23 protein-coding genes and 2 pseudogenes are annotated in these 22,348 nt (G+C 40.1%); 22 read left to right on the top strand and 3 right to left on the bottom strand.

Annotation, left to right across the window (positions count from 1 at the left end; translation table 11 throughout):
* Positions 1-13 precede the first annotated feature (13 nt).
* Positions 14-820: a peptidylprolyl isomerase gene (locus tag AKK44_RS05680; RefSeq protein ID WP_054278886.1), complete on the bottom strand. Its 807-nt coding sequence runs from the start codon at positions 818-820 to the stop codon at positions 14-16.
* A 180-nt stretch (positions 821-1,000) separates the two neighbouring features.
* On the opposite strand from AKK44_RS05680, the pseudogene AKK44_RS09390 reads away from it, so the two are divergent.
* Together AKK44_RS09390 and AKK44_RS09395 are read left to right on the top strand one after the other, a co-directional pair.
* A pseudogene (locus AKK44_RS09390) lies at positions 1,001-1,826 on the top strand (cell division protein FtsK); the annotation flags it as partial.
* Positions 1,827-1,924: 98 nt separating this feature from the next.
* Positions 1,925-3,388 (top strand): annotated as a pseudogene (locus tag AKK44_RS09395) (DNA translocase FtsK); the annotation flags it as partial.
* Positions 3,389-3,423: 35 nt separating this feature from the next.
* Here the strand turns inward: AKK44_RS09395 and AKK44_RS08705 are convergent.
* Entirely contained in the window at positions 3,424-3,774 is a 351-nt protein-coding gene (locus AKK44_RS08705) for a DUF3397 domain-containing protein (RefSeq protein WP_082385577.1), read from the bottom strand.
* Between the two features lie 212 nt (positions 3,775-3,986).
* Between AKK44_RS08705 and rplK the strand changes: the two genes are divergently transcribed.
* The 8 genes from rplK to AKK44_RS05730 all read left to right on the top strand — a co-directional run bounded on the left by rplK (position 3,987) and on the right by AKK44_RS05730 (position 9,927).
* Complete coding sequence (rplK, locus tag AKK44_RS05695; RefSeq protein ID WP_037594470.1) at positions 3,987-4,412, top strand: 50S ribosomal protein L11; 426 nt, start codon at positions 3,987-3,989, stop codon at positions 4,410-4,412.
* Between the two features lie 107 nt (positions 4,413-4,519).
* The gene (rplA, locus tag AKK44_RS05700; RefSeq protein ID WP_037594468.1) at positions 4,520-5,209 is read left to right on the top strand and encodes a 50S ribosomal protein L1; all 690 of its coding nucleotides are present in this window, start codon (positions 4,520-4,522) and stop codon (positions 5,207-5,209) included.
* Between the two features lie 237 nt (positions 5,210-5,446).
* Complete coding sequence (gene pyrH / locus AKK44_RS05705; RefSeq protein ID WP_037594465.1) at positions 5,447-6,175, top strand: UMP kinase; 729 nt, start codon at positions 5,447-5,449, stop codon at positions 6,173-6,175.
* 34 nt (positions 6,176-6,209) lie between these two features.
* Entirely contained in the window at positions 6,210-6,767 is a 558-nt protein-coding gene (gene frr, locus AKK44_RS05710; protein WP_037594464.1) for a ribosome recycling factor, read from the top strand.
* A gap of 134 nt (positions 6,768-6,901) precedes the next feature.
* On the top strand, positions 6,902-7,756 hold the full coding sequence (locus AKK44_RS05715) for a CvfB family protein (RefSeq protein WP_054278889.1): 855 nt from the start codon (positions 6,902-6,904) through the stop codon (positions 7,754-7,756).
* A gap of 78 nt (positions 7,757-7,834) precedes the next feature.
* Positions 7,835-8,344, top strand: coding sequence for a peptide-methionine (S)-S-oxide reductase MsrA (gene msrA / locus AKK44_RS05720; protein WP_054278890.1), 510 nt, complete (start codon positions 7,835-7,837; stop codon positions 8,342-8,344).
* Positions 8,341-8,556 carry a YozE family protein gene (locus AKK44_RS05725; RefSeq protein ID WP_037594458.1) on the top strand — a complete coding sequence of 72 codons (216 nt, stop codon included), beginning with the start codon at positions 8,341-8,343 and terminating at the stop codon, positions 8,554-8,556. The genes msrA and AKK44_RS05725 overlap by 4 nt, the downstream gene beginning before the upstream one ends.
* Before the next feature lie 168 nt (positions 8,557-8,724).
* Positions 8,725-9,927 (top strand): LysM peptidoglycan-binding domain-containing protein, encoded by a 1,203-nt coding sequence (locus AKK44_RS05730; protein ID WP_054278891.1) that lies wholly within the window; start codon positions 8,725-8,727, stop codon positions 9,925-9,927.
* A 111-nt stretch (positions 9,928-10,038) separates the two neighbouring features.
* Here the strand turns inward: AKK44_RS05730 and AKK44_RS05735 are convergent, their stop codons facing one another.
* On the bottom strand, positions 10,039-11,376 hold the full coding sequence (locus AKK44_RS05735; protein WP_054278892.1) for an MFS transporter: 1,338 nt from the start codon (positions 11,374-11,376) through the stop codon (positions 10,039-10,041).
* A 209-nt stretch (positions 11,377-11,585) separates the two neighbouring features.
* Here AKK44_RS05735 and AKK44_RS05740 point away from each other — a divergent pair, with 209 nt between their 5' ends.
* From AKK44_RS05740 to smpB, 12 genes are all read left to right on the top strand, one after another.
* On the top strand, positions 11,586-12,635 hold the full coding sequence (locus AKK44_RS05740; protein WP_054278893.1) for a PhoH family protein: 1,050 nt from the start codon (positions 11,586-11,588) through the stop codon (positions 12,633-12,635).
* Between the two features lie 214 nt (positions 12,636-12,849).
* Entirely contained in the window at positions 12,850-13,347 is a 498-nt protein-coding gene (ybeY, locus tag AKK44_RS05745) for an rRNA maturation RNase YbeY (RefSeq protein WP_037594454.1), read from the top strand.
* A complete protein-coding gene (locus AKK44_RS05750; RefSeq protein ID WP_054278894.1) occupies positions 13,328-13,738 on the top strand; it encodes a diacylglycerol kinase family protein in 411 nt (136 codons plus the stop codon). The genes ybeY and AKK44_RS05750 overlap by 20 nt, the downstream gene beginning before the upstream one ends.
* A gap of 17 nt (positions 13,739-13,755) precedes the next feature.
* Entirely contained in the window at positions 13,756-14,655 is a 900-nt protein-coding gene (gene era, locus AKK44_RS05755) for a GTPase Era (RefSeq protein ID WP_054278895.1), read from the top strand.
* A gap of 251 nt (positions 14,656-14,906) precedes the next feature.
* Positions 14,907-15,728 carry a DNA-formamidopyrimidine glycosylase gene (gene mutM, locus AKK44_RS05760; RefSeq protein ID WP_054278896.1) on the top strand — a complete coding sequence of 274 codons (822 nt, stop codon included), beginning with the start codon at positions 14,907-14,909 and terminating at the stop codon, positions 15,726-15,728.
* Positions 15,725-16,321 carry a dephospho-CoA kinase gene (coaE, locus tag AKK44_RS05765; protein WP_054278897.1) on the top strand — a complete coding sequence of 199 codons (597 nt, stop codon included), beginning with the start codon at positions 15,725-15,727 and terminating at the stop codon, positions 16,319-16,321. The genes mutM and coaE overlap by 4 nt, the downstream gene beginning before the upstream one ends.
* A gap of 150 nt (positions 16,322-16,471) precedes the next feature.
* Positions 16,472-17,173 carry an ABC transporter ATP-binding protein gene (locus AKK44_RS05770; protein WP_054278901.1) on the top strand — a complete coding sequence of 234 codons (702 nt, stop codon included), beginning with the start codon at positions 16,472-16,474 and terminating at the stop codon, positions 17,171-17,173.
* Entirely contained in the window at positions 17,163-18,800 is a 1,638-nt protein-coding gene (locus AKK44_RS05775; protein WP_054278898.1) for a hypothetical protein, read from the top strand. Before AKK44_RS05770 ends, AKK44_RS05775 begins: the two co-directional genes overlap by 11 nt.
* Before the next feature lie 226 nt (positions 18,801-19,026).
* On the top strand, positions 19,027-19,173 hold the full coding sequence (gene rpmG, locus AKK44_RS08710) for a 50S ribosomal protein L33 (protein ID WP_082385579.1): 147 nt from the start codon (positions 19,027-19,029) through the stop codon (positions 19,171-19,173).
* 45 nt (positions 19,174-19,218) lie between these two features.
* Positions 19,219-19,455, top strand: a complete 237-nt coding sequence (secG, locus tag AKK44_RS05780; protein WP_037596623.1) for a preprotein translocase subunit SecG — start codon at positions 19,219-19,221, stop codon at positions 19,453-19,455.
* An 88-nt stretch (positions 19,456-19,543) separates the two neighbouring features.
* Positions 19,544-21,844 carry a ribonuclease R gene (rnr, locus tag AKK44_RS05785; RefSeq protein ID WP_054278899.1) on the top strand — a complete coding sequence of 767 codons (2,301 nt, stop codon included), beginning with the start codon at positions 19,544-19,546 and terminating at the stop codon, positions 21,842-21,844.
* 2 nt (positions 21,845-21,846) lie between these two features.
* The gene (gene smpB, locus AKK44_RS05790; RefSeq protein WP_054278900.1) at positions 21,847-22,314 is read left to right on the top strand and encodes an SsrA-binding protein SmpB; all 468 of its coding nucleotides are present in this window, start codon (positions 21,847-21,849) and stop codon (positions 22,312-22,314) included.
* Positions 22,315-22,348 lie beyond the last annotated feature (34 nt).

Below are 22,348 nucleotides of genomic sequence, written 5' to 3' on the forward strand. Positions count from 1 at the left end.
CTTGCTGTTTTTATTATTTTTTAAACTGATAATCTTTGACAATTTCTATAGAAGAAATGACAATGTCGTCTGTTGGTTTGTCGTTTTGGCCGACAGGGCTTTCTGCGATTTGGTCAACGATGTCCATACCGTTAATCACTTGCCCAAAAACGGTGTATCCACCATCTAAGCTAGGATTTCCCCCATGTTCGTAGGCAGAAATGATAGGTTTTGGATAGTTTTTTGGCGATAAGCTCTTGCTTTGGTTAGCTTTGTTTTGGTTGATAAAGAACTGGCTGCCATTGGTATCTGCGCCAGCATTTGCCATGGATAGTGCCCCTCTAATATTATACAAGAAAGGTGAGATTTCATTGGCAAACCCATTACCGGAATCTTTTTTGCTATCCTTCCCTTTCCAGATGGACTCTCCGCCAGTACCGTCTCCTTTAGGGTCCCCTGCTTGAATCATAAAAGCGTTGATGACACGGTGGAAGGTCACATTGTTATAATACCCTTTTTTAGCGTGTGTGAGGAAGTTCTCAACAGCTAATGGTGCGTATTTAGGAAACAGCTTAAGGCTGATGTCCCCTTTACTTGTTTTCATGATGACTTGGGCTTCGTCTTTTTCAACGTCTTGGTTAAGCTGCGGAAAGTCACTGGCTTCAGCTGCGAGAGCTTTTTTGAGGTCTTCTTCGTAAGCTTTGGGGGCAGCTTCCATTTCTTCTCTAGCGATTTTATCATTAACGTATTTATCACCCTTGATGGCACGACTGACGGATTCGCAGGCACTTAAGCTCATTAGGCTGATGACTAGCAAACTTAGGGCTATTATCTTTTTCATATCGATTCCTCTATTCTCCTCAAAAAGTTTTTCTTTATTTTAACACAAAAGCTTAGGAATGGTAAGAGAAAGTTCATCAAATTCTTATAAAAACTGTAGGTTTGAACATCAGTTGTAAAGGAGGATGTTCTCCTGTTTTGAGACGTGTTTTATTTAGGGCAAACATGATATAATAGTTTTATGGCTAAAAGAACGCAACGACAACAAAAAGCTTCTAAGAAGCGATTAACAAAAGCAGAGATTGATAAGCAAAAGGCTATTAAGAGGATGACGATTTCTCTCTTACTTGCCCTCTTGCTTCTTTTTGCGCTCCTAAGACTGGGCATTTTTGGCATTACTGCTTACAACATCATTCGTGTTATGGTTGGCAGCCTAGCTTACCCCTTTATTTTTGCAACTCTTTTTTACCTGTTTGGATTTAAATGGTTGAGAAAACAAGAGGGGCTGATAGCAGGTTTTGTCATTTTTTATTCAGGCTTACTAATTGAGTGGCATGCTTACCTTTTTTCTTTGCCTAAGATGGCACAAGAAGAAGTTTTTCTAGGGACGATGACCCTACTGACCAAGGATCTTCTTGCCTTTAAGGTTGAGTCCTTTGTTGGTGGAGGTTTATTTGGGGCTTTGCTATACAAGCCTATTGCATTTTTATTTTCTAATATCGGTTCTTATTTTATCGGTGTTTTAGTTATTGTTCTTGGACTTTTTCTCATGACGCCCTGGGATATTTATGATGTTAGCGATTTTGTCAAAAATGGCTGGAATCAGCTAAGAGCTTCTTGTCGTGAGTATCGGGAAAAACAATTTATTAAGAGGGAAGAGCGTCAGCTTTTGGCAGAACAGGAGCGCTTGCAACAAGAAGCTGCGCAAGTAGAACAAGAACGCTTAGACATGATGACGGTGGATCCAGATACTGGGGAGATTCTTGAGGATAGACAAGCGAATAGCTTAGAAACTGACCCAGAATTTACGGGTTTCCCAGAGCCAGAGATTGTGGCTTACGATGCTCCAATGCTGTCAGAAATGCCATTGGATGCAGAGCTTCCACAAGAGATGGGTCTCGAGCCGCCGCAAGAGGACTTTATTCCTATTCAGGAAGACAGTTTCGAGGTTGATTTCAATCCTAAGGCTAACCTCATGTACCAACTGCCAACGATTGATTTGTTTGACATTGAAAAGCCTAAAAATCAATCTAAAGAAAAACACTTGGTGCGTCAAAACATCAAGGTGTTAGAAGATACGTTTAATAGTTTCGGCATTGATGTTAAGGTAGAGCGTGCAGAGATTGGACCTTCTGTCACCAAATACGAGATTAAACCAGCGGTCGGTGTTCGAGTGAATAGGATTTCAAACTTGGCTGATGACTTGGCTTTGGCTTTAGCAGCTAAGGATGTTCGTATCGAAGCTCCTATTCCTGGCAAGTCTCTAATAGGTATCGAAGTGCCAAATTCTGAAATTGCAACGGTTTCCTTTAGAGAATTGTGGGAGCAGTCCCAAACATCTCCCGATAAGTTGCTTGAGATTCCTTTGGGTAAGGCAGTTAATGGCAGTGCTAAAAGTTTTGATTTGACCCGTATGCCTCATTTACTTGTGGCCGGATCGACCGGTTCAGGGAAATCTGTCGCTGTTAATGGTATTATTTCTAGTATTTTAATGAAGGCTAGACCAGACCAGGTGAAGTTTCTCATGGTAGACCCTAAGATGGTCGAATTATCTGTCTATAATGATATTCCGCATCTCTTAATTCCCGTAGTCACCAACCCTCGAAAAGCCAGCAAGGCTCTTCAAAAGGTGGTTGATGAAATGGAAAATCGCTATGAACTTTTTAGCAAAGTAGGTGTTCGTAATATCGCAAGCTACAATGCCAAGGTGGAAGATTATAATAGCACGTCAGAAACCAAGCAAATTCCTCTACCTCTGATTGTGGTTATTGTCGATGAGTTGGCAGACTTAATGATGGTTGCTAGTAAGGAAGTTGAGGACGCCATTATTCGCTTGGGTCAAAAAGCCCGTGCCGCTGGTATTCACATGATTTTAGCGACTCAAAGACCATCGGTAGATGTGATTTCTGGATTGATTAAAGCGAACGTTCCATCACGGATTGCTTTTGCGGTATCCTCAGGAACAGATAGCCGTACGATTCTTGATGAAAATGGAGCAGAAAAACTACTAGGACGAGGAGATATGCTCTTTAAGCCAATCGATGAAAATCATCCCGTACGTTTACAGGGCTCCTTTATTTCAGATGATGATGTCGAGCGTATCGTAGGCTTTATTAAAAAGCAAGCCGATGCTGATTATGATGACAGTTTTGATCCAGGAGAGGTTAGCGATGGAGAAAATAGCTCTTCTGGCAATGGCAGTGCCTCTGAGGGAGATCCTCTATTTGAGGACGCCAAGACTTTGGTTCTTGAAACCCAAAAAGCAAGTGCCTCAATGCTGCAAAGACGTCTCTCTGTTGGCTTTAACAGAGCAACCAGATTGATGGACGAATTGGAAGAAGCAGGTGTTATTGGCCCCGCAGAAGGGACCAAACCTCGAAAAGTCCTCCAAACCCAACAAACACAATAAAAAAACCAAGGATTAATCCTTGGTTTTTTTGCCGTCTAAAGGCTTAGAACAAAGCCTACAAGAATAAGATAGAAACAAAAAGTGATTAAAAACCCCACTCGCCAAAACAATTTTAGAAAACGAGGGTAACAAAATTCTTGGCTTCTAATAATTAATAGTAAACTGATGACAATAGCGAGCAAGGCCATGACGATAAGATAGTAAGGTAAGAGGTTGTGTGTGAAAAATTTTCCTGACACGATTACTAATTCTAATGCAAAAAAAGGCAAGGCCAAATCAGGGAATTTAAGTCCTTTAGCGTTTAATTTGAATAAGGAAATAAAAATGCTTGACACCATAGGAGTCAGTATAATAAAAGCAAGAGCGGTTAATTTGTATAATATCATAAGTCTATTTTATACTCAAAGCGCGAACTTGTAAACCGATACTGACTCTTTTAGAGAGACTAAGTTTCTCCAAAGAAAAATGCAGCCATTTTTTGAGAGAAATACTTGATTTTTAATTAGAATACTGTATAATGGTAAGGTATGCTAAAAGCATATCTGTGGGAGGTAAAAATCTTAATTACCGAAAGAACCACAACAGGAGGATTTTAAACATGGCTAAAAAAGTCGAAAAACTTGTAAAACTTCAAATCCCTGCTGGTAAAGCGACACCGGCTCCACCAGTTGGACCAGCTCTTGGTCAAGCAGGTATCAACATCATGGGATTCACCAAAGAATTTAATGCACGTACAGCTGACCAAGCTGGCATGATCATCCCAGTTGTTATCTCAGTTTATGAAGACAAATCATTTGATTTCATTACAAAAACACCACCAGCTGCTGTTCTTTTGAAAAAAGCTGCAGGTGTTGAAAAAGGGTCAGGAACACCTAACACAACTAAAGTTGCAACAGTTACTCGTGCACAAGTACAAGAAATTGCTGAAACTAAGATGCCAGATTTAAATGCTGCGGACCTTGAAGGTGCAATGCGTATGATCGAAGGTACTGCTCGTTCTATGGGATTCACAGTTACTGACTAATCAGCAACCCTATCCCAATTACCCGCACGACTTCATCCTAATTTGATGAGTGACGTGGGAGATTTAAAATCAAATCGATATGACCACATTACAAGGAGAATTTTAAAATGGCTAAAAAAAGCAAACAAATGCGTGCAGCACTTGAAAAAGTTGACAGCACAAAAGCATACAGCGTAGAAGAAGCTGTAGCGCTCGCAAAAGAAACTAACTTTGCAAAATTTGATGCATCTGTAGAGGTTGCATACAACTTGAACATTGATGTTCGTAAAGCAGACCAACAAATCCGTGGCGCAATGGTATTGCCAAACGGAACAGGTAAAACTCAGCGTGTTCTTGTTTTTGCACGTGGTGCAAAAGCAGAAGAAGCTAAAGCAGCTGGAGCAGACTTCGTAGGTGAAGATGACCTTGTTGCAAAAATCAATGGCGGATGGCTTGATTTTGATGTTGTTATTGCAACACCAGACATGATGGCTATCGTAGGTCGTCTTGGACGTGTCCTTGGACCTCGTAACTTGATGCCTAACCCTAAAACTGGTACAGTAACAATGGATGTTACTAAAGCAGTTCAAGAGTCAAAAGGTGGTAAAATTACTTACCGTGCTGACAAAGCAGGTAACGTACAAGCTATCATTGGTAAAGTATCATTTGATGCAGATAAATTGGTTGAAAACTTCAAAGCTTTGCACGATGTTATGGTTAAATCTAAACCATCAACAGCTAAAGGAACTTACATGACTAATGTCGCAATTACAACTACACAAGGTGTAGGTATCAAAGTAGATCCAAGCTCATTTTAATTAAAGCATTAGGGTTATCTTCGGATAACCTTTTTTTAAAGGGCAACTTTACGATTGAGACCTTCAAATAGTAAATTTTAGCCCAAAAAGCTTGCGAATGACTCGTAGAAGAGTGATTTATCTATTTGGTAGCCTGTGATAGCACCTGCTATTTTATCACTCATAGTTAGAGCTTGATATACTAAAATATCAGCTTTTATGGTAAAATAGTAAGGACAAAATAAGGAGATAATAATAGTGGAACCCAAATATCAACGTATTTTAATAAAATTATCAGGCGAAGCCCTGGCTGGCGATAAAGGCAGCGGTATTGACCTTGCCACTGTTCAGTCCATTGCAAAAGAAATCGCAGAAGTTCATCAGTCTGGGGTTGAAATTGCCCTTGTGATTGGTGGTGGAAACCTCTGGCGCGGAGAGCCCGCTGCTGAGGCTGGTATGGACCGAGTACAAGCGGACTATACTGGAATGTTAGGAACTGTGATGAATGCATTGGTAATGGCTGATAGCCTTCAGCATTACGGGGTTGATACGCGTGTTCAGACATCTATTCCGATGCAAAATGTGGCCGAGCCATATATTCGGGGACGTGCTGTGCGTCATTTAGAAAAAAGACGGATTGTTGTTTTTGGTGCTGGTATTGGTTCACCTTATTTTTCAACAGACACTACCGCAGCTCTAAGAGCTGCTGAAATTGAGGCAGACGCCATTTTGATGGCTAAAAATGGCGTAGACGGCGTTTATAATGCTGATCCTAAAAAAGATGCCAATGCTGTTAAATTTGATGAGCTTACTCATGTTGAGGTTATCAAACGCGGATTGAAAATCATGGACGCTACGGCATCAACACTATCAATGGACAACGATATCGATTTGGTTGTTTTCAACATGAATCAAGCAGGAAACATCAAACGAGTTGTCTTTGGTGAGCAAATTGGCACAACCGTATCAAACAAAGTTTGCGACTAAGAGTTACTAACAAATTATAAGGAGACTACTAACAATGGCTAATACTATTATTGCAACAGCTAAAGAGCGTTTTGCACAATCACATCATTCCCTTTCACGCGAATATGCAAGTATCCGTGCTGGTCGTGCGAATGCTAGTTTGTTGGATCGTATTCAAGTGGAGTACTATGGTTCAGCAACCCCACTAAACCAGTTGGCATCTATCACAGTTCCAGAAGCTCGCGTGCTTTTGATTTCACCATTTGATAAGTCATCAATCAAAGAAATTGAACGTGCAATCAATGCTTCTGACTTGGGAATCACACCAGCCAATGATGGTTCAGTGATTCGTTTGGTTATTCCAGCCTTGACTGAGGAAACTCGTAAAGAGTTGGCAAAAGAAGTGAGAAAAGTCGGCGAAAACGCTAAAATCTCAATCCGTAACATCCGTCGTGATGCGATGGATGAAGCGAAAAAGCAAGAAAAGGCTAAAGAGATTACTGAGGACGAATTGAAAGCTTTGGAAAAAGACATTCAAAAAGCAACTGACGACGCCATTAAAGAAATCGATACCATGACGTCAAACAAAGAAAATGAATTGTTGTCCGTTTAAAAAAGCCCTGCTTGCTTTATGAAATAAGCTAATCTAGCAACCATTCTAATAGCACCATAAAAAGTAGGCGACAAATCAAAGACATTTGTTTTTGACGAGTCCCTATTTTTTATAAAGAAAGAATTAAATAAGATATGAACGATATACTCGCAACAGTGATTACTGGCTTAATCAGAGAAGAAAATGACAAATCCTACTTTGTCCAAAAAGATGGCTTTATTTTTGCACTAGCAAAAGATGAAGGCGAGCATCAAGTGGGAGAGATGGTCAGCGGCTTTGCCTATACTGACATCAAACAAAAGTTAAGACTAACAACCAAAGATATTAAGTCAACACGTGCGTCTTATGGATGGGGCGAAGTCATTGATGTGCGTCGTGACTTGGGAGTTTTTGTTGACACTGGCATTCCCGACAAAGAAATCGTTGTTTCCTTGGATGTGCTGCCAGAAATGAAAGAATTATGGCCTAAAAAAGGTGACAGACTCTATATTACATTGACTGTTGACCAAAAAGACCGCATCTGGGGTCTGCCAGCAGAGCCAGACGTCTTTCAAAGTATGGCAGATCCTGCCTATGACAACATGCACAATCAAAATTGGCCTGCTATTGTGTACCGCCTAAAATTAACAGGAACTTTTGTTTATCTTCCTGAAAACAACATGTTAGGTTTTATTCACCCAAGTGAGCGCTTTTCAGAACCACGTCTAGGACAGGTGCTAGATGCACGCGTGATTGGTTTTAGAGAAGTCGACCGCACACTTAATTTATCATTAAAGCCAAGGTCATTTGAAATGTTAGAAAATGATGCCCAAATGATTGTGACTTATCTTGAAGCCAATAATGGGTTTATGACCCTTAATGATAAGTCTGATCCAGAAGATATCAAAGCGACCTTTGGGATTTCCAAAGGACAGTTCAAAAAGGCTCTCGGCGGATTGATGAAAGCGAAACGCATCAAGCAAGATGCAACAGGAACAGAATTAATCTAGAGAAAAAAACTTTGCCTATGGCAAGGTTTTTTGTTAAAATGAGACCACTAATAAAAGAGAAGCGATGGTGAATAACATATGGAAAGAGCAATATTTGCAGGAGGTTGTTTTTGGTGCATGGTGCAACCCTTCGAAGAGCAGAATGGGATCCTATCTGTAAGAAGTGGTTATACTGGTGGTCACGTCCCAAATCCAACTTATGCACAGGTTTGTTCGAAGCAAACAGGGCACACAGAAGCTGTGGAAATTATCTTTGATCCTAAGCAGATATCTTTCAAAACCCTGGTTGAGATTTACTGGACACAGACGGATCCAACAGATGCTTTTGGACAGTTTGAAGACAGAGGAGACAATTACCGTCCAGTGATTTACTACACCAATGAGCAGCAACGGGAAATTGCAGAGCAATCTAAGACAGACTTACAAAAGTCAGGAAGGTTTGAAAAGCCTATTGTGACAAGTATTGAGCCTGCGGAGCCTTTTTATTTGGCGGAGGAGCGTCACCAGGCCTTTTATCGGAAAAATCCACAGCGATATGCACAAAGCAGTGCGATTCGCCATCAATTTTTGGAGGAAAAGTGGCAATGAGAAAAGCATTTTACAGTTGGCTAATGACCCAACGCCATTCAAAGTCAGATGAGCCTGTTGCTCAATTGGCAGACTTGGTTTTTGAGGACACAGCCTTTCCTAAGCACAGCAACGACTTTGATGTTATTAGTCGCTACCTTGAAGATCAAGCTAATTTTTCATTTAATTTGCTTCAATTTGACCATATCTGGGAAGATTATCTGGCGCACTGATTAGGTTGTGTGCCTTTTTTCATATGATTTTTTAGTTTTATGCTTTAATACCACAAGATATCAAATGTTACAAGTTGGCATCACTTTCTTGCTAAAAGGTGACAAAGCGTTTTTCCCCTAAAAAATATGTTATGATGTCATATAGCATGAAAGAAAAAGGAAGTTAATATGATTGTGAATAAAAAGCATTTATTAGTGTCAACAATGGCCTTATCAATGGTGCCATTGGCATCGGTAGAAGCGCAAGAATGGACACTTCGCCCCGTCTCTGAAATTAAATCAGAAATAGTCCTCACAGAGAATACTCAAACCTATACCGTTAAATATGGGGATACCCTTAGCACTATTGCAGAGGCTATGGGTGTGGATGTTCTTGTCTTAGGAAATATCAATCACATCACCAATCTTGATTTGATTTTTCCAGATACTGTTATCACAGCGACTTACCATAACAGTCAAGCAACCTCTCTAACGGTTGCGGCTCCTCCTTCTTCTCAGACAGGTCAAGAAACAGCGCACGCCGATTTAGAAAACCACCAAATTACCTATAATGATCAGGTTGTTGCGATGGATGATGCAGCGATTGGAGCTAGCACAGAACCAGCAGAAGCACTGCCTGTGACTGCTGCAAAAGAGCCAGAGACTAGCAAACAGGTACCACAACCCCAAGTATCAGAATCTGTCGAAGCAGCACCAGAGGTGGCATCAACGCCTGAAGCAGTGTCAGCACCTGATGAGACTATCATAGTTGAAGCACCAGCAACCAATGCACCCATCTCTGAACCAATATCAGAAGAGTTAAATGAAACAAAAGCTACAAATGTTGTAGAAGGACAAGTTACAGAAACACCAGTAGAAGAGCCGCAATCCATTCAAGCAGAGGTAACTCCAGCCCCTGCTCCTGTAGAGTCTTCAACTCCTGTCGATCAAGTTGTTCCTGTTGAGCCAGAAAAGACAGAGGATATGACCAAAGTTGCAACCTCTAATGGGCTATCTTACGCACCTAACCATGCTTATAACCCTATGAATGCTGGTCTAAAACCACAGACCTCTTCGTTTAAAGAAGAGGTAGCTTCTGCTTTTGGCATCACTTCATTTAGCGGATACCGTCCAGGTGATCCTGGAGATCATGGCAAAGGCTTAGCCATTGACTTTATGGTTCCTGCTAGCTCAGCTCTTGGTGATCAGGTTGCTCAATATGCTGTTAATCATATTAGCGATCGAGGGATTTCCTATATCATTTGGAAGCAACAGTTTTACGCTCCATTTCAAAACATATATGGACCAGCAAACACCTGGAACCCAATGCCAGATCGTGGTAGCGTGACAGAAAATCACTATGACCATGTGCACGTCTCTTTTAATGAGTAAGTCGTTATAACAATTATCCCAAAGGACCTCGGGTCCTTTTTGTTTGAGGAATACCTCAAATAAATATGATAAAAATCCTCACCATGCGAATAGGTGAGGATTTTTGTGATATTATTCTGTGATGACTTCGGCTTCTTTTCGAGCTAGAATCAGGTAACCAATAGCTGAGAAGGCTGAAAGAGCCGCGACCACGACATAAGACCAAAACCAGCCAAAGTTATCGGCTAAAATAGGCATCAACCAATTGGCACCCATATTACCGATGAGGTAAGCAGTGACCCCGACAAAGCCAATGGCGGTACCGGCAACATTTAAAGGCACAAAATTAATGGTAAGAATATTGACAATCAATTGAGGCCCATAAATTAAAGATCCTAGCACACCAGAAATAATCAAAAGTGACAGATAATCAGGTGAGCCACTTGCTGTGACATATTCATAGAGAAATACTACCCCTGCCATAGCAAATAATCCAATAGCACCAATTTTAGCCATCTTGTTAGGATACTTGACAGCTAACCAGGCAAACACCAATGACCCAGGGATGGCAACCCACTCTAAAATAGAAATGGCAAAATGAATTTTCGCTTCAGATAAAAGCGCGACCTCGCTCAAGTAGATAGGCATCCAGTCTTCAATGCCAAACCGCACAAAATATAATGCAACATTGACAGCAGCAACTAATAGTAGAGATGGATTGCAAAAAACGTACTTCCAAATGAGTTGGATGTAGGACAGCTCGGATTTTTCAGCTTCGCTAGCCACGTTAGATTCTCCAGCATCACCGTACATGGTGCGTAAAGAATCTAACCCTTCTGACTCAGGATTGTCTCCGGCAAATTTCCAGCAAATGATAGCAAAGCCAAAGACAAAAATACCAGGGATAAGAAAAGCTAGCAAAATGTTCCCATTTGCTGGCACAACCAGTCCTGTGCTGGTCAAAAAAGCAATAGTTAATGGCAACAAAGCAGATCCTGCATTTTGTGAAATGTTCCAACCGGCAATGGCTCCGCCACGTGTTTTATTAGGGAAATAATTGGCAATCATGGCTTGAGATGCTGGAGCTAGTGCCCCTTGGACGACTCCGCAAAGAAACAGCAAAATACCAAGAGTTAGCATTGATGTGTGGAAAAATCCAATTAATATACAAATTAATGCACTGGCAGCTAGGCTGGTCGCAAAGAGTTTTCGCAAGCTAACTCGGTCGCCTAAGGCCCCCATATAAAATTTAGCCAGTCCATAAGAAACAGTTAGGCAGGACAATAGGGTCGCGATTTGTGATTTGTCCCAACCATTTGATACCATAATGGCATTAGACATTAATTTAAAATTATTACGCACCAAGTAGGCACAAACGTAGCCAAAAAAGGCGATTAAGAAAATGACTTTCTGGCGTTTTAAAAATTGCGAGAATTTTTCAGGATGATTTTGTTCATAGTTATTTGTCATCGGCGGCTCCTAACAGATAAATAAGTAGACAAGATGCTAGCAATTGTTTTTGGGTGGTGATATCATGACATTTAAAAAGTCTATCAGATAACAGAGTTGTTGTCAACGCTTTCAAAAATAGAAAAATCACAAGACTACACTTGTATGCCTTGATTTAAAGAGTTTTTTGATATAATAAACATAAAAGATAAAGGAATGAGGAAGCTTATTTGCAAGAGTATGCGATTGAAATCAACTTAAATCATCCAGATGATGTTTTGGCGCTTTTTGGCACCAATGAGCGTCACTTGAAATTCATAGAGGAGCATTTAAATCTTGTTATTCATGCTAGAACAGAGGTTGTGCAAGTGATTGGTGATGATGAGGATGCTGTTGAAAAAGCTCGTCTAACCATACAAGCACTTTTGGTTCTTGTGGGTCGAGGAATGATTATTAACACCTCAGACGTAGTGACGGCTCTTTCCATGGCTGAGTCAGACAAGATTGATCAATTTGTGGCGTTATATGAAGAAGAAATTATTAAAGATCACTATGGCAAGCCCATACGTGTCAAAACGCTAGGGCAAAAAACCTATGTGGATAGCATCAAGAATCATGATGTTGTTTTTGGGATAGGTCCAGCTGGGACAGGAAAAACGTTTTTAGCTGTAACCTTGGCCGTAACAGCCCTTAAGCGTGGTCAAATAAAGCGTATTATTTTGACTCGACCAGCAGTAGAAGCAGGTGAAAGCTTGGGATTTCTTCCAGGTGATTTGAAAGAAAAGGTTGATCCTTACCTTAGACCAGTCTATGACGCCTTGTACCAGATTTTGGGGAAAGAACAGACCAGTCGCTTGATGGAGCGTGAAATTATTGAAATCGCTCCTTTAGCTTATATGCGTGGCCGTACCTTGGATGATGCCTTCGTTATTTTGGATGAGGCGCAAAACACGACAGTCATGCAGATGAAAATGTTTCTAACGCGTCTTGGATTCAATTCCAAAATGATTGTGAATGGCGATATCAGTCAGATTGATTTGCCACGCCATGTTAAATCAGGTTTGATTGATGCCACACAAAAGTTACGTGCCATCCCTCAAATTGACTTTATTTATTTTTCAGCCAAAGATGTTGTTCGCCATCCAGTGGTCGCTGAAATCATCAATGCTTATGAGACAGAGCCTGTTCAAGGTAGCCAACAGTTAAAAAAAGATCAAGACAAGACGTCTGGTCTTACCACCTATGAGGTTATCGGGGAACTGCCTGAGAAAAATGACTAAACTAAAAAACTTAGCGATGCTAGGTTTTTTAGTTTAGAGATGTCAGGCTAACTCTAGGGTCAGCAATTTTCTGTTTTTTAGCTTTTCTTGTGGTATAATGGGGAGAGAAACTATCTAATGACAATTGAAAGGATAAGGGATTTTGACTTGCTTAATGTTTTGACTCCTAGCTGGCTAAAGGAGTAATGAGTAAGTCCCTTTTATATCTTAATTTATGCATATCGAGATGATTGATGAAACAGGGCAAGTGTCACAAGAAATCATGGAACAAACCATTGATTTACTTAACTTTGCCGCAAAAAAAACAGATAAAGACGAAAAAGAAATGTCTGTGACCTTTGTGACCAACGAAAGAAGTCACGAATTAAACTTGGAATATCGCAATACCGATCGACCGACAGATGTGATTTCCTTAGAATATAAGCCTGAAACACCTATATTGTTTGACCAAGAGGCTTTGGAAGCAGATCCTGATTTGGCAGAAATGATGTCAGAATTCGACGCTTATATTGGTGAGCTCTTTATCTCGATTGATAAAGCGCGTGAACAGGCTGAGGAGTATGGGCATTCTTTTGAGCGGGAGATGGGTTTTTTAGCAGTTCATGGCTTCTTACACATTAATGGTTATGATCATTACACCCCTGAAGACGAAAAAGAAATGTTCACCCTACAGGAAGAGATTTTAACTGCTTATGGCCTTACCAGACAATAATAATAGCAAGCGCAAATGGAAAAACAGAACCATCACTTCAAGCTTAGAATTTGCCTTAACAGGTGTTTTAACAGCATTTAAAGAAGAGCGTAACCTGAGAAATCACATGCTATCTGCTTTGTTAGCCTCACTAGCAGGGTTAATTTTTGGCATCTCAGTTACAGAGTGGTTATTTTTGTTTTTGGCGATTTTTCTTGTCATCACCCTAGAAATTGTCAACTCTGCCATTGAAAATGTGGTGGATTTAGCGAGTGATTATCATTTTTCCATGTTGGCAAAGAATGCCAAAGACATGTCAGCAGGGGCTGTTTTGGTCATGTCGCTGTATGCTGTGTTAACAGGGATTATTATTTTTGTTCCTAAAATATGGAACATCTTAGTTGAAAAATAAAGAAATTCGGAGAATTTATGGTATTTAAATCAGGCTTTGTAGCCATTTTAGGCCGTCCTAATGTCGGCAAGTCAACCTTTTTAAATCATGTCATGGGGCAAAAAATTGCTATCATGAGTGATAAAGCACAAACTACCCGTAATAAAATTATGGGAATTTACACCACAGAAACAGAACAAATCGTCTTTATTGACACGCCAGGAATACATAAACCGAAAACAGCACTCGGTGATTTTATGGTGGAGGCAGCTTATAGCACCCTTCGTGAGGTGGATACTGTTCTTTTCATGATTCCTGCTGATGAAAAACGTGGCAAAGGTGATGACATGATTCTTGAGCGCCTAAAAGCCGCTAAGATTCCAGTTATCTTGGTCATTAACAAAATTGACAAGGTACATCCAGACCAGTTGTTAGCGCAAATTGATGATTTTCGCAGTCAAATGGACTTTAAAGAAGTGGTTCCAATTTCTGCCTTAGAAGGCAATAATGTGCCGACTCTAATCAAACTGTTAACGGACAACCTTGAGGAAGGTTTCCAGTATTTTCCAGCAGATCAGATTACAGACCACCCAGAGCGCTTTCTAGTTTCAGAAATGGTTCGTGAAAAAGTGTTGCATTTGACCCAACAAGAAATCCCTCACTCTGTTGCGGTTGTGATTGAATCAATGAAACGCGATGAGGAAACTGATAAAGTGCATATTCGCGCGACAATTATGGTTGAGCGTGATAGCCAAAAAGGGATTATTATCGGTAAACAAGGAGCTATGCTCAAAAAAATTGGGAAAATGGCACGACGCGATATTGAGCTTATGCTAGGTGACAAGGTTTATCTAGAAACATGGGTCAAAGTCAAGAAAAATTGGCGTGATAAAAAACTTGATTTAGCTGACTTCGGTTACAATCAAAAAGAATATTAAAAAGCCGTCCAGGCTTTTTTTCTTTTATCAAGTAAACGTTAGGCATCTGCTTAATTGTTTGATTTTCTTGGGCGACAAGATCTTGTGAATGGCATTTTTTAGGACTCGGTGCTTAGGGTTGCCTTCTTCTTATTTTATTCGTAAAATAGATGTGAAAGGTGCACCAGTTGTCTAATTTAGCTGTTGCAACATTATTAGAGAGGAAAGCTTTTCTAGCCCTAACAGGACTGAAATAGAAAGCGATACGTGATATGCCTGAATTACCTGAAGTTGAAACGGTACGAATCGGTTTAGAAAAACTCATTTTAAATAAAATTATTGAACGCATTACCGTAAAGGTCCCAAAGATGATAAAGACAGATTTGGAAACTTTTTGTCTCACGGTTTCGGGACAAAAAATTCAAGCGATTGGCAGGCGCGGAAAGTACTTGCTTTTTGATCTAGGACAATGGGTAATGATTTCTCATTTGCGAATGGAAGGTAAGTACTTGTTATTTTTGGATGACGTACCTGACAACAAGCATTTCCATGTCTTTTTTCACTTAGAAGATGGCTCTACCTTGGTTTACCAAGATATCCGCAAGTTTGGAACCTTTGATCTCATCTCCAAATCCCAGTTGACGGCATTTTTTGCCCAAAGAAAGCTTGGTCCTGAACCTACGGCAGATGCCTTTGCTTTAGAGTCTTTTGAGACGGCTCTTAAATCTTCTAAAAAGCTCATTAAATCCCATCTTTTAGACCAAACTTTAGTTGCTGGTCTTGGAAATATTTATGTCGATGAGGTGCTCTGGGCAGCCAAGGTTCACCCAGAGAAACAGTCATCACAATTGTCAAAAGCTCAGGTCAAGCGAATACGAGACCATACCATACGCATTTTACAGCTGGGAATTGAAAAAGGCGGATCGACCATCCGAACTTATCGTAACGCCTTGGGGATGGACGGTACAATGCAAGAGTATCTGATGGTCTATGGGCAAACAGGACTGCCTTGTGCAAGATGTGGTCACGTGATTGAAAAAATTAAAGTTGGTGGAAGGGGGACGCATTTGTGTCCAAGGTGTCAGAAAAAATGACAAAGCTTATAGGGATTACTGGGGGGATTGCCTCAGGAAAAACAACCCTTGTTAACATGGTACGACAAGCTGGTTATGAAGTGATTGACGCAGATAGTGTGGTGCATGATTTGCAAGCAAAAGGAGGCAAGCTCTACGAGGCTTTGGTCGATACTTTTGGAAGTGATATTTTACAAGCTGATGGAGAGTTGAATCGGATCAAACTTGCGGAAATGGTTTTTTCGAACCCTGAAAATAGAACAATCTCCTCTCGCATCCAAGACCAAATTATCCGAGAGGAACTCAAACAACGTCGTGATGACTTGTTGGAAAAAGAAAACATACTTTTTATGGATATTCCACTGCTTATTGAACTGGGTTACCAGGACTGGTTTAATGACATATGGCTCGTAGATGTGACGCCTGAGACACAATTAAAACGACTCATGGCACGAAATCACTTGACGCTGTCCCAAGCGAATCAGCGTATAGCCAGTCAATTGCCCTTATCTGCTAAAAGGCCTTGTGCTAGCCTCTTGATTGATAATAACAAGGATTTGCCAGCCTTAGAAAAACAAGTTAGAGAGGCTTTGCATAAATTATCACATCTGTGAACTTAGATGCTATAAAAATGATATGTCATGACAGGTAAGCGTCCCTTATTTTTGCTAGTTAATCCTATTTTTTCTTGGTTTAAGCTTGTCTTAGACCTTGTTTTTTTATACAATAAAAGCATACGTTACGCCAAAATAGGAGGACAGAACGTGGAGCTAGTAGTTAAGAATATTGCTAAGAAATTTCAAGAAAACGACGTGTTGAAAGGTGTCACGCACACCTTTCCTTCGGGATGTATCACAGGACTTTTAGGGCGTAATGGGGCAGGAAAAACAACGCTGTTTAATATTTTATACGGGGAATACCAAGCTGATCAAGGTGAGGTTTTTCTAGTTGAAAACGGGATAGAGCGTCCCTTAGATGCTCAAGATATCGGCATGGTTTTTTCAAAAAACTACCTGCCAGAATTCTTAACGGCTTATGAGTTTATTAAGTTTTATATGGATCTGCACCCGACTTCAAGTAGCATGTCTATAGATGACTATCTTGATTTTATGGAAATTAACCAGGCTGACCGCCATAGGATTATTAAAGGATATTCAGATGGGATGAAAAGCAAATTATCTTTGATTTGTATTTTAATTACCAAGCCTAAGGTTATCTTACTTGATGAGCCCTTAACCGCAGTGGATGTGGTGTCTAGCATCGCCATCAAACGTTTACTACTGAGTCTGCGAGACAATCATATTTTAATTTTGTCGACACATATCATGGCGTTAGCAGAAGATTTGTGTGATCAAGTGGTTGTTTTAGACAAGGGTTACCTGAGCGAGATGAGCGTTTCGACAAAAGACAGTGCCTTTGAAGCAGAGCTTTTAGACATGTTAAAAGGAGATGATTATGCCGGATAAACGACTGATGTGGCTTATCTGGAAAATCGACAGTGCCACGCTTACAAATAAGCTAATCTACTGGTTGCAAAAAATTCCTCTACTTGGTAAGAAAATCCCAAACCACTTGTATGGTTTAGATTATTTGAAGTGGGTGAATCTTACCATCGGGATTTTTTCTAAGATGACCTACATTTTTTTTAAGAGAGTTATTAGTGTGACATTTCTTTTTTTAGGAGCTAAGCTTTTAAACTTCTTGCTAGGTGAATTTACCGGGTATCAAATACCAAGCAATTTTCAAATGAGTTTGGTGCTTCTGATTGTCATTTCTTTTTTTCTAGGAACATCAATAGATATTGTGCTAATTAGTCGATACGATAAGACTATTTTCCAATTTGTCAGGCAGTTTCATGTGAGTCCGGTAGAGTATTTCAAGACTAGTCAAGTCATGTTAGTGATGAAAGAGTTGGTGCTACATAGTCTGATTTTAGGTTGCTATTTTACCTTGAATGGCTTTGCCTTTTGGCATGCCATTACCTTTACTCTTTTAGTTTCTGGGATGAGACTCATCCTTAAAACATCCTTGCTGGGATATTACGAAAAGAAGCTGAAACACAAAAAGAAGGGATTCGAAAGTCTAATTCCCTATGCCTTGGTTCTAGGAGTTGGGCTTAGCCTGATTGTTATTGTTTTAGGGGTCCAACTGTCACCCAAATTATTTTTTTCCACTTATGCTGGCTTGGCAGGTGCTATTATGTGGGGATATGGTTATTACCGATTAGCTACTTATCCAACTTTAAACCAATTGACACGTCAGTTAATTTCACAAGATAGCATGGAAGAAGCAATCGCAGCGGTTGATAATATTGAAGAATCTGCAGTTATGATTGACCAAGAAGACATTGATGTCCAGCGTAAAACGCCGATTTCTGTAGAGAACTTGGCGGGCATTTCTTATCTTCATGCCCTGTTCATGCAGCGCATGGGGAAAGAGTTACAAAAGGGCATTAAGCGTCGACTACTCATTGTTGCGGTAGTATTTGGAGTCGAAGTGATTGCTTTGGCATTTTTTAGGAATCAAACGATTTCATTGTTTCCTAAAAATTTAGCTGGCTTATTGTACATTTCTTTTATTTTGGGCTATGCGATTTATGCAGGAGAAGGTTACATCAAATTTTGCTTCTATCATCTCGATCGTCTCTTGCTAAAATATAATGATTATCGCCGCAGAGATATTATTTTAGCGACTCTAAAGACACGATTTTGGTCACTCATTAAGCACAATATCCCTATTTTCACAATAAATAGTGCCATCGTTTTATACTACTATCTGATGGTTTTCCCTTTGAATTGGTTAGAAATAATCTTGATAATTGTTGTTCAATTTCTTTCGATGTCTCTTTTTTCTCTGTATTTTTTGTATCTGTATTTTTTATTACAGCCTTTTACAGAAAATCTCAAATCAAAGAGTGCTACTTATAATATTTTAGTATTCATTGTGTACTGGTTTTTTTACAAATTGCTCAAATTTGCAAATGTCATGACAATGTCCTTCTTTTTATGGATACTACTTGCAACTGCGCTCTTTTTGGTGGCAGGTTATGTCGCTGTTTATTGCCTTGCTCCTAAAACATTCCGACTAAAGTAAGGATTGCGGGTATAAATGGGTTAGCTATCAGGATTCTAGTAGTATCTGCTTACCACAATCGAAAAATATGGTATAATACTAAACAGAAGATGACCTTGCCAGTAATAAAATGATAGAAATAACAATCAAAACATAAGAAGTGATAAGGGCTTGGCTTAGTAATGACGTTACCGAGGCAAGCCTTTGCCATGCCTAGCTGGTTACGTTTTAGTGAAAAGGAAACTACGTGAGAGTAAAGATTAATTTAGAATGCAGTGAGTGTGGCAGTAAAAATTACTTGACAAGTAAAAATAAGACTAGCCATCCAGAGAAAATCAAAGTCCCCAAATACTGTCCAAAAGAGAGAAAAGTGACCCTACATGTTGAATCTTAGACGCTTTTATGTTAGAATAGTCGAGACTATAGTGGAGGAAACAACATGTACAACTTACTACTTACAATATTGTTGGTAATATCGGTATTTCTTGTGATTGCTATTTTTATGCAACCTCAGAAAAACCCAAGCAGCAATGTTTTTGATAGCAGCGGTTCAGAAGCCTTGTTTGAACGTTCAAAAGCGCGTGGATTTGAAGCCTTTATGCAACGTTTTACAGCAGTTCTAGTATTTTTCTGGCTAGCAATTGCGCTTGCGCTTGCCATTTTATCAAGTAAATAAGGAGTGAGCTTGACAGAGTTAGTCTAGCTCATTTTTTTATCATTGGTCACTATATCAGCACATTTAAACAGAAATAGAAACAGGTTTTATGAAAGAAAATATTATGAATTATTTAAAGGAGCATGGCAAATCAAATGTTAATGATTTGGCAGCTGCTTTAGACATGGCAGGGGCAGAAAAATTCCCTAGCCTAATCAAACAAATCTCCAGCATGGAGAGTCAAAAAATGATACGTTTTTCACATGATGGCACTCTAAGCCTTAGAAAAACACAAGAAAAGCCGAATCAACCAACGGTAACAGGGGTTTTTAGGGCAAACAAAGCAGGATTTGGCTTTTTGTTTGTTGATGATAGTGAAGCAGACATGTTTATCGGACGCAACGACGTTGGTTATGCCATTGATGGGGATACCGTTGAAGTGGCGATTAAAAAACCAGCAGATCGCCTAAAAGGCACAGCTGCCGAAGCTCGTGTGGTCGGCATTGTTGATCGCGCGATTAAAACAGTTGTAGGTTCCTTTGTTTTAGATGACGAAAAGCCCAAGTATGCGGGTTACATTAAGTCAAAAAATCAAAAAATTCAGCAAAAAATCTATATTAAAAAAGAACCTGTCGTATTGGATGGAACTGAAATCATCAAGGTGGACATCGATAAATACCCAATACGTGGTCATGATTACTTTGTGGGCAAGGTTCGCGACATTATTGGCCATCAAAAAGATGTTGGGATTGATGTCTTAGAAGTTTTAGAGTCGATGGACATTACGTCTGAATTTCCAGAAGACGTATTAGCTGAAGCTAATGCTATAGCCGAAGTGCCAAGTCCAAAAGACCTACAAGGACGTGTAGACCTTCGTAAGGAAATCACCATTACGATCGATGGGGCTGACGCTAAAGACCTGGATGATGCCATTCATATCAAACAGCTTGATAACGGTAACATTGAGCTTGGTGTCCATATCGCAGACGTTTCTTACTATGTAACAGAAGGGTCAGCCTTAAACCGTGAAGCCATTGCGCGAGGGACTTCTGTTTATGTGACCGACCGAGTTGTGCCAATGTTGCCAGAGCGTCTGTCAAACGGTATTTGTTCGTTAAATCCTAATGTAGACCGTCTAACCCAGTCAGCTATTATGGAAATTGATGCTAATGGTCGTTTGGTCGACTATCAAATTTGCCAATCGGTTATCAACACAACCTTTAGGATGACCTATAGTGCAGTTAATGATATGATTGCAGGGGATGCTGAGGCCCTCAGTACCTTTGCTGCGATTACTGATTCGGTTGGTTTAATGGTTGCATTGCATCAGCGACTGGAAACCATGCGTGTCAAACGCGGAGCCTTGAATTTTGATACTTCTGAGGCACGAATAGTGGTTAATGATAATGGTATGCCAGTTGATATTATCGTTCGTCAGCGTGGCATTGCAGAGCGCATGATTGAATCATTCATGCTAGCGGCTAACGAGTGTGTTGCAGAGCATTTTGCCAAAGCTGAGCTGCCGTTTATCTATCGGATTCACGAAGAGCCAAAGGCGGAAAAACTTCAAAAATTTATTGACTACGCTAGTGTATTTGGCATTCAAATCCAAGGAACAGCAACGAAAATATCACAAGAAGCCCTTCAAACCTTTATGGCAAAAGTTGAAGGTCAGCCAGGTGCTGAAGTCTTAAACATGATGCTTTTACGCTCAATGCAACAGGCAAGGTATTCTGAGCATAATCATGGTCACTATGGATTGGCGGCTGATTATTATACCCATTTCACCAGTCCAATTCGCCGATACCCAGACTTATTGGTACATCGCATGATTCGTGAATACACGCACCTCACTCAAGAAAAACTTGAGCATTTTGCCCAAGTCATTCCTGAATTGGCTTCATCATCATCTCAGTTAGAACGCCGCGCCATTGATGCCGAGCGTATTGTTGAGAGTATGAAAAAAGCAGAATACATGCAAGAACATGTTGGTGAAGAATTTGATGGCATTGTGGCTAGTGTGGTGAAGTTTGGTATGTTCATTGAATTGCCAAATACCATCGAAGGTTTGATTCATGTGACGAGTTTGCCAGAGTATTACAACTACAATGAGCGAACCATGACCTTGCAGGGTGAAAAATCAGGCAAAGTCTTCAAAGTGGGACAACCGATTCGTGTCAAATTGATTAAAGCAGACAAAGAAACAGGATCTATTGATTTTGAATATTTAGCTAGCGACTTTGATGTTGTTGAAAAACGAGCGACATCTGATCAATCAGAACGCAAACACCATAAACGCCCTAAAGCATCTTCGAATGCTAAGGCAAAAGATTCAAAGACCACAAAAGCAACTGCTAAAAAACCTTTTTACAAAGATCCTGCTAAAAAGAAAAGTCACAAAAGGAGTTAAACATGGCAAAAGGCGAAGGGAATCTACTTGCACAAAATAAAAAGGTGAGGCATGACTATCACATCGTCGAAACCGTTGAAGCAGGTATTGTGTTAACGGGAACTGAAATTAAAAGTGTCCGTGCTGCCCGCATTCAGCTAAAAGATGGTTTTGCCCAAGTAAAAAACGGAGAAGTATGGCTAGTTAATGTTCATATTGCTCCTTTTGAACAAGGAAATATCTGGAATGCCGATCCCGAGAGAACCCGCAAATTGTTGCTCAAAAAACGAGAAATCACACATTTAACTAATGAACTCAAAGGCACAGGGATGACCTTGATTCCTTTGAAGATTTACTTGAAAGATGGTTTTGCCAAGGTCTTGATTGGCCTAGCAAAAGGTAAGCATGACTATGATAAGCGTGAATCTATCAAGCGTCGAGAACAAGACAGAGATATCAAACGCGTTATCAAAAGTGTCAATCATCGATAATTAAAAGCCCTCTCTCAACATGAACTGCACCCCA

Source organism: Streptococcus phocae, assembly GCF_001302265.1.
GTDB classification, from domain to species: domain Bacteria; phylum Bacillota; class Bacilli; order Lactobacillales; family Streptococcaceae; genus Streptococcus; species Streptococcus phocae.